We start from the raw sequence: 13,617 nt of genomic DNA, 5'->3' as shown, positions 1-13,617 counted from the left end.
TGATATATATTGAATAAGATTCTTATAACAAGTATTTCAAGTAAAGTACCTTTAATAAGTTCAATCAGAGATTCTGCCAATTTAAAAGAAATATATATTATTGGTGCTGATATAAATAAACATGTTGTAGGAAGTCACTTCGTTGATGAGTTTTGGCATATGCCTAAACTCGCAGATATGTCTGTAAACGAAATACTTAATTTTTGCAAAAAAAAAGGTGTGAATATAATCTTTCCTACTAGAGATGGTGAATTGAAATACTTTGCCGAACATTATCAGGAGTTTAAACAAAATAATATCAGTGTGATGGTTTCTGATAAAAGAAGCATTGAAATAACGCAAGATAAATTCCTTTTTTTTAAAGAGTTACGCAAGATGGGGTATCCAGTGATAGAAACAACAAGGGATATTAATGCTTTAAAATGCTCTAGATTTGTAGTGAAAGAGAGATATGGATCAGGGGCTAAAAATATGCTTATAAATATAAATAAAGAAGATGCCATAAGTGGAGCAAATTATTTGGAAAGTCCTATCTATCAACCTTTTATTCAAGGTAAGGAGTATAGCGTAGATGTATATGTTAATAGGAATGGTAAAAGTAAAGGAGCAATAGCACGAGAAAGAGTAATGGTTGTGGACGGTGAATCACAAATTACACGTACCATAGAGAATGAAAAGTTAACTAATTTGTCGATGAATTTAGCTGAAGATTTGGGGTTAAGTGGTCATGTTATGTTTCAAATTTTACTGGATACGCATAATAATCCACAGATAATTGAATGTAATCCTAGAATAGGTGGTGCTTCAACATTAAGTGTTAGAGCAGGTTTAACTAGTTTTCAATGGTTTATTTTAGAATCAAATAACGAGAGTTTAGATGATTATCCGTTTATACAATGTAGCAAGGACTTGACATTAATTAGGTATAAGAAGGATTTGATTATGTGAAGGTGATAGTTTTTGATTTAGATGATACGCTTTATGATGAGCTATCATACGTAAAGAGTGGTTTTCATGAAGTTGCTTCTTTTATCGCAAAAAAATATAATGTGGCTGAAGTAGAAACCAATAAATGGATGTGGTCACGTCTTCAAACACACGGAAGAGGTAGTATTTTTGATGATGTGTTAAGACATTATGGAATTTATACAAAGAAAGTTGCTAAAGAATGCCTATCGGTTTATAGAACTCATAAACCTAATATTTCCTTGCCAGATAATACTTTGATATTTTTAAAGAGTATTTCTAATTATCCTCTTTATATTGTGACTGATGGAAATAAAATTGTACAGCATAATAAGTTAGAAGCGTTAGGTCTTTATCCGATAATGAAGCATTGTTATGTAACTCATCGATATGGAAAAAAGAATGCGAAACCTTCGCCATATTGCTTTACACATATAATGAGACAAGAAAAAGTAGAATCACAAGATATTGTTTATGTAGGAGATAACCCGAGAAAAGACTTTGTTGGCATAAAGCCCCTTGGCTTTAAAACAATTCGTATAATGACAGGACAGCATAAGCATATTGAGATGCCAGAAGAATATGAGGCTGATGATCGGATAAAAACTTTGCAGGACTTAAAGTTTTTTCTGTAACAATAATTGTAAGGTGGTAAAAAATGAAGACGATTGTAATTATTCAGGCTCGTATGGGATCATCAAGATTACCCGGGAAAATATTAAAACCTCTTGGAGAAGTAAATGTTTTAACTTATGTAGTTGAAAGATGTAAAAGAATCAGAGGAATTGATCAAGTTATTATTGCGACTTCAACACTTGCTCAAGATAATATTGTAGAAGAATGGTGTTTAAAACAAAATGTTTTATGTTATAGAGGATCTGAAACGGATGTGCTTGATAGATATGTAAAGGCAGCACAACCATATCAGCCAGATATGGTAATGAGAGTGACTGCGGATTGTCCTTTTGTTGATTATAATCTAGGTAGTAAAATGATTGAGAAAATGACAAAGGATAGGAAAGACTTTATACGGATTAATGGTAACTTACCGAGAGGCCTAGCTGTAGAGTTATGTTCTTATTCTTCATTATTATATATACACCAGCATGGAAGGGAAGAACGACATAGAGAACATGTCACCTACTATGCTTATGAAAATTCATCTGAATTTACATGGACTGAGATAGAAGCTTTGAAAACAATTCAAGAGCCATCCTTAAGAATAACCTTGGATACGAATGAGGATTATGAACTTTGTTGTAAAATTGCCGATTATTTCTACAATGACACTTTAATATCAGCAACAGATGTCGTGAAATACCTCAAAGAACATCCAGATATTGCAAAAATTAATTCTCATATTAAACAAAAGCCGGTTATTTAATATGATAGAAGATGTTGTTATTCGAGCTGATGCATCTTATCTAATTGGTTCTGGCCATGTTATGCGTTGCCTTACTTTAGCCCATATGCTAAGAGAAGAAGGAATAAAAGTTTCCTTTATATGCAATAAGGCAGAAGGGGATTTGTCTGAATTAATTATTCAGCAAGGATTTAATGTATATTTAAATCTTATTGATGATAGTAAGAAAACGGATCATGTTGTAAAAATATTAAAAAAAATAAATTGTGATTTACTAATAATTGATCATTATCAAATTGATATAAAATGGGAAAAAGAAATTCGTTGTAACTTCCCTAACATAAAAATTATGGTAATTGATGATTTAGCAAATAGAAAGCATGATTGTGATATCTTACTTGATCAAAACTATGTTAAGGATTTTACGAACAGATATGTAAAATTAGTTCCAAAGGAATGCAAACAGTTATTAGGTCCGAAATATTTACTTTTACGACCAGAATTTTATAAAAAAGGCACTGGAAAACAAAAAAAAGATAAACAAGTTCATGATATATTAATTTTTTATGGAGGCTCTGATCCAACAAATGAAACAGATAAAGCTATTAATGCCTTATCTGATCTAGATACTTCAAAAATAAAAGTGCATGTAGTTACCGGACAATCAAATATTAATAAGGAACATATTAGAGAAAAATGTGAGATGAATGGTTATTACTATTATTTACAAATTGACTACTTAGCTGATTTAATGAGACAAGCAGATCTTTCTTTAGGAGCTGGAGGAGTAACCATGTGGGAAAGATGTTATCTTGGTCTGCCAACAATTGTCACTATAGTAGAAGAAAATCAAAGAGCGTCGGTAGTTGCGGCTTCTCAGTATGGGGCAATTTGGAATATGGGGTGGCATACTGAAGTCAAAGAAAATGATTTATCTCACATGCTAGAAAATATTTTAAAAGGAAAAGAAAAGTTGGGAAAAGTTAAGGAAAAGGCAAGAAATCTGATGAATGTTAATGAAACATATGTAAAAAAACCTGTAATTGAGGCTATTATGGAGGAAAAATCATGAACAATGAAATAAATATTGCTGGCAGGATGATAGGGGAAAATCATAAACCATTTATTATAGCTGAAATGTCCGGCAATCATAATCAATCTCTTGAAAAGGCACTTCAAATAGTAGAAGCTGCAGCAGAAGCGGGAGTTGATGCTTTAAAACTGCAAACTTATACTGCAGATACTATGACATTAGATGTAGATAACAGTGATTTTATGATTGATAATCCAGAAAGTTTATGGAAAGGCCAAACTTACCATAATCTATATAAGAAAGCATACACTCCTTGGGAATGGCACAAAGAGATTTTTGAAAGATGTCATCAGTTAGGATTAATTGCTTTTAGTTCACCGTTTGATGAAACAGCAGTTGATTTTCTTGAAACGCTAGATGTCCCGTGTTATAAAATAGCATCTTTTGAAAATACTGACATTCCACTTATCCAAAAGGTTGCAAAGACAGGTAAACCAATAATCATTTCTACTGGTTTAGCAACTGCTGGGGAATTAGATGATACGTTAAAGGCTGCCAGGGATGCAGGAGCTAAAGATATAATTTTATTAAAATGTACAAGTACGTATCCAGCATCTCCTGATAATTCAAATTTATTAACGATTCCTCATATGAAAGATTTATTTCAATGTGAAGTAGGCTTGAGTGACCATACGATGGGAATAGGAGTAGGAGTAGCAAGTGTAGTTTTGGGAGCAACAGTCATTGAAAAACATTTTACTATTTCAAGATCCTCTGGTGGAACTGATGCTGCGTTTTCAATGGAACCTGATGAAATGAAGGCGTTGGTTTTAGAAACTGAAAGAGCATGGAAAAGCTTAGGGAAGATTAGTTATGGACCCACTAAAGATGAATTGCCATCATTAAAAGATAGAAGATCTCTTTATATTATTAAGGATATAGAAGAAGGAGAATTATTTACAAAAGATAACATCCGACCTATCCGTCCAGGGTACGGTTTACCCCCAAAACACTTACAAACTATTTTAGGAAAAAAAGCGAAGAGTTCTTTAAAAAAAGGAACTCCATTACAATGGGATTTACTTTAGAAAGGGGACATTATGAATATTCTATTAACAGGCGGAGCAGGCTTTATTGGCAGAGCTGTAGCAAAGAAGTTGCTGGCAGATGGACAAAAAGTCTGGATTTTAGATGATTTATCTAATGGCAGTGAGAAAAATATTGAGGAATTTAAAGATCAACTAGAGGAATTCATTATTGGCGATATTAAGGATGAGGCATTGTTAGAGAAATTGTTTGCTAAAACATCCTTTGATATTTGCTATCATCTTGGAGCATCGATTAATGTCCAAGATTCGATTGATGATCCTCGAACAACTTTTAACAACGATACTATCGGGACTTTCTATGTATTGGAACAGTGTAGAAAAACCAACACAAAGGTTGTATTTATGAGTACATGTATGGTGTATGATCAATGTACCGATGAAACAGGGATTACAGAACAGCATGCAATTAAACCAGCTTCTCCTTATGCAGGAAGTAAAATTGCAGCGGAAAATATGGTATTGTCTTATTATCATGCTTACGGTTTGCCGACTGTTGTAATCCGTCCGTTTAATACATATGGACCTTTTCAGAAAACTGGAGGAGAAGGTGGCGTAGTAGCCATTTTTCTGAAGAAAAAAATAGCTGGAGAGCAGCTTCATATATATGGTGAGGGAACGCAAACAAGAGATTTATTATATGTGGAAGATTGTGCAGAGTTTGTTGTGAATGCTGGATATTCAGATGCTGTAAACGGAGAAATTGTAAATGCTGGCTTAGGAAGAGACGTTTCTATCAATGAACTGGCCCTTAAAATTGTTGGAGATTCGGACCGTATTAAACACATTGAACATATTCATCCGCAAAGTGAGATTCAAAAGCTTTTATGCAATTATGATAAGGCAAAACAATTATTAAATTGGAGCCCTAAGTATACGTTAGAAGCAGGATTAAGAGAAACGGAAGAATGGATTAAAAGTCACCTGATGTAAGGTGGCTTTTTTCCAAAGGAGGAAAATGAAATGGAATTAGCATTGTATGGAGGCCAACCAGTAAGACAGGAGTTTCTGTCATATGGCCAACAATGGATTACAGAAGAAGATGTACAGGCAGTTGTAGAAACATTGCAAAGTCCTTATTTAACACAGGGTCCTAAAATTGATCAATTTGAACAAGCGATAGCAGAATATGTCGGCACAAAATATGCCGTTGCTTTTATAAATGGCACAGCTGCTCTGCATGGTGCTTGTTATGCAGCTGGCATAGGTGATGGAGATGAAGTCATTACAACCCCAATGACATTTGCAGCGTCCGCCAACTGTGTTCTTTATATGGGAGGAAAACCAGTTTTTGCAGATATTGATAAACAAACTTATAACATTGACCCAGTTAATATCGAAAAACTGATTACCTCTAAAACAAGGGCAGTTATTGCTGTAGATTATACAGGACAGCCGGCGGATTTAGATGGAATCAAAGCGTTATGTAAAAAGCATCATTTAGTTTTTATAGAAGACGGTGCACATTCGATTGGTGCTTCCTATAAGGGAGAAAAGGTTGGTTCTCAAGCTGATATGACGATGTTCAGCTTTCATCCTGTCAAGCATATAACGACAGGTGAAGGTGGCATTATTGTCACTAATTCAGAAGAATATGCAAAAAAACTTCGATTATTTCGATCACATGGCATCACGAAGGATACTTTAAAAGAGAATGAGGGACCATGGAGCTATGAAATGGTTGATTTAGGTATGAACTACCGAATGACAGATATACAAGCTAGTTTAGGATGTTCTCAATTAAAAAGACTTGATAGTTTTGTAAAAAGACGCAGAGAGATTGCTAAACAATATACAGCTGCTTTTCATAACATTCCGAATGTAGTGGTACCTTTTCAAGAGGCAGCTGGTGAATCAAGTTGGCATTTATACATGCTTCGATTGCGATTAGACAGTTTAAGTGTAGATAGAAAGACTATATTTGAAGCTTTACGTGCTGAAAATATAGGTGTACATGTTCATTATATCCCAGTCCATACTTTAGCTTATTACCAAAACTTAGGATATAAGAAGGGGATTTGTCCTAACGCTGAACTCTACTATGAAGAAGCGATTACACTTCCCTTATTTCCGAAAATGACAGAGGAAGATGTGCGATCTGTAATAAAAGCTGTGCAGAAAGTAATAGGCTATTTTTCGAAAGCAAGGTAATTTTCCTTAGTTATCCCATTTTATTTACAATTGAAATAACTTTTTGTTAATAAATGTTTAGAGTATCCGATATAAAAATTAAAGGATCTGATAGAGGAGCTGTTATATGGATGAAATTGGAGATGAATCAACAACAATCGACTATATCTAACTTAGTGAACTCAACCAGAAATGATAATGAAATTAGCTTAAATAATAGGGACTACACCAAATTGGTGGATACTCTTTCAGAAGAATCGACTAACATTCTGAAAAAAGAGAAAGCGGAAGAAATAGTAACGAGTATCAATGAATTTTTAAAGCCACATTATACTTCTATAAATTTTAAGGTCCATGATGAAACAGAACGCTATTATATAGAAGTCGTTGATAAAGCTACAGAGAAGGTTATAAGAGAAATTCCATCTAAAGAACTTTTAGACATCTATGCAAAAATGACAGAGTTTATCGGAATATTTATCGATAAAAAGCTTTAAATTAGAGGAGGATTTATAATGAGTGTAAATTCAATAAAATTCACCGGTCTTGCCAGTGGACTTGACACACAATCGATTGTCGATTCATTAATGAAAGTGCAGCGTATGCCTCTAGACAAACTAAAACAACAAAAGCAAATTTTAGAATGGCAACGTGATAATTACCGAACAATGAATGCAAAATTAAAAGAGTTCGATACTTTTATATTTGAAGGTATTTCCAAACAATCAAATATGATGAAAAGAACTGCTGTTTCTTCAAACAAGGATATAGTATCAGTAAGTGCAAAAGCGAATGCAGGGAATGTTTCATATAATATCTCCGATGTTGTAATGGCAAAGTCCGCTAAAGTACAAAGTGCAGATAAAATTAGTAATAGTACGCTAGATCCTACCAAGAGTTTACTTTCCCAGCAAAGCAAACTCTCTGATGACTCTGGAATTCAATGGAAGGGAGAAAGTTTTTCACAGACTTTAACAGGACAAGGTGATGAAATATATCTAAGCGGTACTTCCTTATCTGGATTTCCTGATTCAATAACTGTAACAGGAGGAACCAATAAAACGTTTAAAGTTCAGCTGATAGAAGGAGATGCTCCAGAGAAAGGTACTAGAGCAGCTGATACTGTATATGTTAATCCAGCCACTGGAAAAATGACATTTGGTGAAATTCTTCCAGAAAATAGCACGGTAACAGTGAGTGGGGACAATCTTAAGAAGAACAGCTACATTGAGTTTGATATTCAAACAACAAATGAAGATGGTACAAAAAATAAGCAAAGTTTTAAAATTGATGGTTCCACTTCATTAAATAGTATGTTTAGTAAAATTAATAGTTCTAATGTAGGGATCAGTATGTTTTATGACACTGGTACTGATAAAGTGGTCGCACAACGCACAGATACTGGCATACTAAATAATGGGGCAGAAGAAATTGAGTTTTTGGGAAAGGATGCCGAATTTTTTACTAAAACTCTAAATTTAACTGAAAAAACGGCTGGGTCTGATGCTGAATTCACCATTAATGGATTAAAAACATCTAGAAAATCCAATACCTTTACCATGAACGATGTTACCTTTAATTTAAATAAAAATACTGCTGCTGGTGAAAGTGTGAATGTAAATATTCAAACTGATACAGATAGTATTTTTGATACGATAAAATCTTTTGTCGATAAATATAATGAAACAATCGGTGCTGTTAATACAGAACTTACTGCTCAGCGTTATTCAGCTTTTCAGCCTCTTACAGAAGAACAGAAGGCGGCAATGGGTGAAAAGGAGATTGAGCAATGGGAGGAAAAGGCGAAAAGTGGCTTACTGAAGAGAGATCCCCTTTTAACCTCTGGTTTAAATAAAATGAGAAACTCCTTATATGCGTCTGTAACAGTTAATGATAAAACAAAAACAATTGAAAAATATAATCAGTTGGCTGAAATTGGGATTACTACTTCGAAGGACTATTTAGAACGTGGTAAGCTAGAGATTAATGAAGATAAATTAAAAGCAGCAATCGAAGATAATCCAGAAGCGGTATACCAGTTATTTATGGCGGATGGCCCAACAACTGATCAACAAGGATTAGCGAGAAGGCTAAGAACGGATATATCAGATACTATGAAACAAATTGAAGAAAAAGCTGGTAATACGTTTAAAACGGAATATAATTATACCATTGGTAAAGATATGCTGCGAATTGATGATAATATTGAATCAATGGAATATCGATTAAAGCAAATAGAAGATCGTTATTGGTCACAGTATAATGCAATGGAAAAGGCTATACAGAAATTAAATAATCAATCTTCGCAATTAGCAGGCTTTTTTGCACAAAATGGATCATAATAACTTAGGGGTGAGTAAGTAGATGGCAATTAATCAACCATACCAAACCTATAAGCAGAATGCAGTCAATACTTCGTCTCCCGGTGATTTGACTCTTATGCTGTATAATGGTTGTTTGAAATTTATTACATTAGCCAAAAGAGCTATTGAGGATAAAAATATTGAAAAACGAAATGAAAATCTTGGTAAAGCCCAAAATATCATTAATGAGTTGATGATTACATTAAATTTAGAGATTGATATTTCTAAAAATATGCTCCAAATGTACGATTATATTTACAGAAGATTAGTGGAAGCTAATACTAAGAATGATATAAATATATTAAATGAAGTCGAAGGTTATGTTATCGAATTTCGTGATACTTGGAAGGAAGTAATAAAAATAGCGAAAAAAGATATTGGACCTTCCAATGGATTAGCATAATGAGTCTATTAACTGACTATAATGAGTGTACGAAAAAGCTGCTTGGACTTCTTACGATAGAGGAAGGAACGATAGAGGAAAGAGAAGCTGTTATAAAGGAAATAAATGAGTTATTAGAGAAGAGGGAAGAATTATTAAATCAGCTTCCTTTATGGCCGAAAATTAATGAAGCAGATAAAAAAGAAATGATCGCTTCAGAGAAACTTCTGAATGACAAGATGGTTTCTTTGCAAGGGAAAATAAAAACAGATTTAAAGCAGCAGCAAGTGAGAAAGAAAAGGATTAATCAATATAATGATCCGTATGGTGGAAATATCTCCATAGATGGCATGTTTTATGATAAGAAAAAATAAAAATGTTGTTGCCAATTAAGGCAACAACATTTTTATTTGATATTATATTCAAATCACTCTCGACAATCCAACACGGGTCTGCTTATTCTCCATACTTTCACCGATCAAAATAATTTCTGAATCTGCGTCCTTTGGTGCAATAATGCTGTGATCACCCACTGTTACATTGCATGCTGTTACGCTTTTTTCAATGACAGCATTTTCGCCGATAACGGTTCCAGGCAGGAGTACGGAATCTTTGACGATTGCTCCTTTTCCGATAATGACATCATTGAAGATAACAGAGTTTTCAACAGTTCCATAAATTTCGCAGCCTTCACTGATAATGGAGCGATTTACGGTAGCGGAAGATTCGATATAGGACGGGGCGTAGCACTGTTCGTGGGTAAATACGGTCCAGTCTTTGTCATTTAGAAAGATATTGCTTTCCTTTGATAATAAGTCCATATTTGCTTCCCAGAAGCTGTCGATTGTCCCAACGTCCTTCCAATAACCTTTAAAGGTGTAAGCATGTAGTTTGCGGTTATCTGTCAGCATGGCAGGAATAATATCTTTTCCAAAGTCCTTAGAAGATAATTCGTTCTTTTCTTCTTTTTGTAGATAGGATTTAAGCGTTTTCCATTTGAAAATATATACACCCATGGAAGCTAGATTTGATTTAGGATTAGATGGCTTTTCTTCAAAGTCGACGATTCGATTATTGGTGCCATCTGTGTTCATAATACCGAAACGATTTGCTTCCTCCCAAGGAACCTCCGTAACAGAAATTGTTGCATCTGCCCCTGTTTTGATATGCTGCTGCAGCATTAAATTATAATCCATTTTGTAAATATGGTCACCAGAAATAACGAGAACATAATCCGGGTTATACTGGTCAATATAGGATATATTTTGATAGATAGCATGGGCTGTACCATCATACCAGCGTTCTTCTGTACCACATTGGTATGGAGGGAGGATGCTTAGTCCGCCATCTCTGCTGTCCAAATCCCAATCTTTTCCGTCTTTAATGTAATTTTGCAGTACATGCGGCTGATATTGTGTTAATACACCAACAGTATCTATTCCTGAATTACGGCAATTACTTAATGTAAAATCAACAATACGGTATTTTCCCCCAAAGGGTACTGCCGGTTTTGCTAATTCTTCTGTTAGTTTTTTTAGTCTTGTCCCTCTTCCGCCAGCCAATAGCATTGCAATACATTTTTTATTCAAAATAGATCCCTCCAGTATGCGTTATCAAAGTTCATTTGTTAGAAATTCAAAAGAAAGTAATTTATTACTTATTTTACCAGGAAGATTTCAAATTTTAAGAACACTTCTTAAAAAAGCAAATGTTCTTCCTTTTCGTATCAAGTAGATCTATTTCGGCCTATAAACGATCGTCTTCCCACAACTTGTAATAGTACTCTTCCTCTTCCATTTCTTTTAATTCTAATTCAGGCTGATTTTGTAATATTGCTTCACTCATTCTTTTACCTCCAGGTTAAATTCTTAATGTGTTCATTGTAGCAAATATAAAACATTGAATTGTAAAAATATTTTGATTAATTTCGCTAAAACTCGACACCGACCGAATAAGTAATACTCATAATTCCATCTATTGTTAGGAATATAGGCTTCTTCTCTTACATTATGTCGAAATGTTTTTCAAAAGGGAGAATCTTTGTATAGATATTTAACTTCAATAGCCTCTACTTTTGAAATAGAAAATAATGGTTATACTAACACTTGCCTATCTTCTTTTTTCAAAGAACTAGTTCTTTTACTAAGTAATCAGTTACTTTATTATCGTACGAGCTATACGTTTTGATTATGGTGTATATATAACCGCTGTTAATCGTTTTGAAACATTTTCTAACATAAAAATTTGCTGAAAATAATTTTCGATAGAATAATAGTAAGCGTTTGTATTTAAAAAGTTCACAATTTTGTCGAAATTTCTTATCGTTTTAGCAGGATTTTGCCAGGGTATGATAGAAATAGATAGTATAGTCAAAATGATTCCTTATATGGTATATTTTCATTTACTATAAGGAAAAAATAAGACTTGCACTGGAAACTATAAAGGAGGAGTAACTTATGAATTTCAACATTAGAGGAGAAAACATTGAGGTAACTCCAGCAATTAGAGAGTATGTCGAAAAGAAAATCTCTAAATTAGAAAGATATTTTTCTGAATCACCAGATGCACAAGTAAATGTAAATTTAAAAACGTACAATGATAAAACTTCCAAGGTAGAGGTTACAATTCCAATGTCCCAGTTGCTGTTACGTGCAGAAGAAGATCATATGGATATGTATGCAGCTATTGATTTAATCTCTGATAAATTAGAAAGACAAATAAGAAAACATAAAACAAAAGTAAATCGTAAGCATAGAGAAAAAGGAAATCTGAATGAACTATTTGGTTCTTACGAAAGCACACCAAATGTGGAGGAAGAAGAACAGGAGCTAGAAATTGTCCGCCAAAAACGCTTCAATTTAAAACCAATGGATAGTGAAGAAGCAATCCTGCAAATGGATTTACTAGGCCATAACTTTTTCGTTTATACAGACGCAGAAACAAATAACACCAATATCGTCTATAAACGAAAAGATGGAAAATACGGTCTAATTGAAGCTCAATAATAAAGATAAAGCCTGCAGTGAAATAGACTAACCTAAATAAATGAGACACTATAAAACACCTTCGAATGGTACACTTAAACAAAGTACTAACTCGGAGGTGTTTTGCGTGGGCAAAAACATATATTCAAGTGAGGTTAAATGGGCAGTTGTTAAAGATAAGATGAGTGGTCAGTTTACGAATCAAGAAATCATGCAGAAATATGGAATTAAAAATGTTTCTCAAATCAAAACGTGGATGAAATGGTATCGGGAAAATCAAGTTCATCGATTCGATCAACCTATAGGAAAACAGTATTCATACGGGCATGGTCCAGATAATTCAAGTGATGAAGATAAAAAAGAACGTCAAATGAATCACTTAAAGCAGGAAAATGAAATCTTAAAAAAGTATTTGGAAATCGAAAAGGAGTTGAAAAGGAAATTGTCCTCCAATTAGTACAGACATTACGAAAAAAATATACTGTATCAGCTATTTTATCTGCTTTACATGTTCCAAGATCTACGTATTATCGCTGGGCATCTTCGCAACCAATGGAGTTATCTAAGGAGGAGGAAACAATTATTTCCCTCTGCAAAGAAACAAAGTACCGATATGGACACCGGAAGATCAAAGAGCTGTTAAAGCGTAATTATCAAATTAAATTAAACCGTAATACTGTTCAACGGATTATGCAAAAATATCATCTTCAGTGTAGAATAAAGCAAAAGAGAAGGTGGAAATCACAGGGGGAATCGGTCATTGTTGCGCCCAATTTATTACAGCGAGAATTTTATGCAAGCAATCCTAACGAAAAATGGGTAACGGATATTACCTATATTCAATATGGTCCAGATACTTTATATTTATCTACCATCATGGATTTGTATAACAATCAAATCGTTGCCTATAAGCTTTATCCCCATCAACAAACTTCTTTAGTAATGGATACCTTGGATGAAGCACTAGAAAAACGAGGGAATCCTGAAGGAATAATCATCCACTCCGATCAAGGCAGTGTCTATGCTTCTTATGCGTATCAAAGTCGGGTCAGAGAGCAAAATTTAGTCAGTAGTATGTCACGCAGAGGAAACTGTTGGGACAATGCCGTCATTGAGTCCTTTCATTCTAATCTAAAATCAGAGGAATTTCAGTATGTTAAATTCCATTCTTTATCTTTAAAAGAAGTAAAAGAGCGTGTAGATCAATTTATGAGATATTATAACGAAGAACGTATTCAAGAAAAATTAGGCTACTACACACCAATAGAGTTTGGTAATATGGCAGCCTAA

The 13,617-nt window shown here is 33.9% G+C and carries 14 protein-coding genes; 13 read left to right on the top strand and 1 reads right to left on the bottom strand.

The annotated features are described in order from the left end of the window. Positions 1 to 9 precede the first annotated feature (9 nt). The 11 genes from NSQ89_RS17700 (at position 10) to NSQ89_RS17650 (ending at position 9,717) form a co-directional block, all read left to right on the top strand. Complete coding sequence (locus tag NSQ89_RS17700) at positions 10 to 948, top strand: ATP-grasp domain-containing protein (protein ID WP_095258492.1); 939 nt, start codon at positions 10 to 12, stop codon at positions 946 to 948. After that, complete coding sequence (locus tag NSQ89_RS17695; RefSeq protein ID WP_095258493.1) at positions 945 to 1,601, top strand: HAD family hydrolase; 657 nt, start codon at positions 945 to 947, stop codon at positions 1,599 to 1,601. Before NSQ89_RS17700 ends, NSQ89_RS17695 begins: the two co-directional genes overlap by 4 nt. A gap of 23 nt (positions 1,602 to 1,624) precedes the next feature. Beyond that, positions 1,625 to 2,350, top strand: a complete 726-nt coding sequence (locus NSQ89_RS17690; RefSeq protein WP_095258494.1) for a cytidylyltransferase domain-containing protein — start codon at positions 1,625 to 1,627, stop codon at positions 2,348 to 2,350. Between the two features lies 1 nt (position 2,351). Further along, entirely contained in the window at positions 2,352 to 3,401 is a 1,050-nt protein-coding gene (gene pseG, locus NSQ89_RS17685) for a UDP-2,4-diacetamido-2,4,6-trideoxy-beta-L-altropyranose hydrolase (RefSeq protein ID WP_341132965.1), read from the top strand. Beyond that, the gene (gene pseI, locus NSQ89_RS17680) at positions 3,398 to 4,450 is read left to right on the top strand and encodes a pseudaminic acid synthase (protein ID WP_341132964.1); all 1,053 of its coding nucleotides are present in this window, start codon (positions 3,398 to 3,400) and stop codon (positions 4,448 to 4,450) included. The genes pseG and pseI overlap by 4 nt, the downstream gene beginning before the upstream one ends. Positions 4,451 to 4,462: 12 nt before the next feature. Continuing rightward, positions 4,463 to 5,401 (top strand): SDR family NAD(P)-dependent oxidoreductase, encoded by a 939-nt coding sequence (locus NSQ89_RS17675; protein ID WP_341132963.1) that lies wholly within the window; start codon positions 4,463 to 4,465, stop codon positions 5,399 to 5,401. Positions 5,402 to 5,431: 30 nt separating this feature from the next. Then, positions 5,432 to 6,619 carry a UDP-4-amino-4,6-dideoxy-N-acetyl-beta-L-altrosamine transaminase gene (gene pseC / locus NSQ89_RS17670; RefSeq protein ID WP_341132962.1) on the top strand — a complete coding sequence of 396 codons (1,188 nt, stop codon included), beginning with the start codon at positions 5,432 to 5,434 and terminating at the stop codon, positions 6,617 to 6,619. A gap of 122 nt (positions 6,620 to 6,741) precedes the next feature. Next, positions 6,742 to 7,095 carry a flagellar protein FlaG gene (locus NSQ89_RS17665; protein WP_161798407.1) on the top strand — a complete coding sequence of 118 codons (354 nt, stop codon included), beginning with the start codon at positions 6,742 to 6,744 and terminating at the stop codon, positions 7,093 to 7,095. Between the two features lie 18 nt (positions 7,096 to 7,113). Then, complete coding sequence (fliD, locus tag NSQ89_RS17660) at positions 7,114 to 8,940, top strand: flagellar filament capping protein FliD (protein ID WP_341132961.1); 1,827 nt, start codon at positions 7,114 to 7,116, stop codon at positions 8,938 to 8,940. Between the two features lie 22 nt (positions 8,941 to 8,962). Further along, a complete protein-coding gene (gene fliS, locus NSQ89_RS17655) occupies positions 8,963 to 9,364 on the top strand; it encodes a flagellar export chaperone FliS (RefSeq protein ID WP_047943890.1) in 402 nt (133 codons plus the stop codon). Next, positions 9,364 to 9,717: a hypothetical protein gene (locus NSQ89_RS17650; protein ID WP_328282790.1), complete on the top strand. Its 354-nt coding sequence runs from the start codon at positions 9,364 to 9,366 to the stop codon at positions 9,715 to 9,717. The genes fliS and NSQ89_RS17650 overlap by 1 nt, the downstream gene beginning before the upstream one ends. 48 nt (positions 9,718 to 9,765) lie before the next feature. Here the strand turns inward: NSQ89_RS17650 and NSQ89_RS17645 are convergent, their stop codons facing one another. Continuing rightward, complete coding sequence (locus NSQ89_RS17645; protein WP_336044407.1) at positions 9,766 to 10,935, bottom strand: glucose-1-phosphate adenylyltransferase; 1,170 nt, start codon at positions 10,933 to 10,935, stop codon at positions 9,766 to 9,768. Between the two features lie 864 nt (positions 10,936 to 11,799). Between NSQ89_RS17645 and hpf the strand changes: the two genes are divergently transcribed. Then, entirely contained in the window at positions 11,800 to 12,348 is a 549-nt protein-coding gene (hpf, locus tag NSQ89_RS17640; protein WP_047943892.1) for a ribosome hibernation-promoting factor, HPF/YfiA family, read from the top strand. A gap of 106 nt (positions 12,349 to 12,454) precedes the next feature. Next, positions 12,455 to 13,617, top strand: a protein-coding gene (locus tag NSQ89_RS17635; protein WP_341132941.1) for an IS3 family transposase whose coding sequence is annotated in 2 segments (ribosomal slippage) — positions 12,455 to 12,731 and positions 12,731 to 13,617 — 1,164 coding nt in all. Because the reading frame shifts where the segments join, the coding sequence is not laid out codon by codon here.

Source organism: Niallia sp. FSL R7-0648 (assembly GCF_038007005.1).
Classification (GTDB): Bacteria; Bacillota; Bacilli; order Bacillales; family Cytobacillaceae; genus Niallia; species Niallia circulans.
This window is presented reverse-complemented; position numbering and strand designations above follow the sequence as displayed.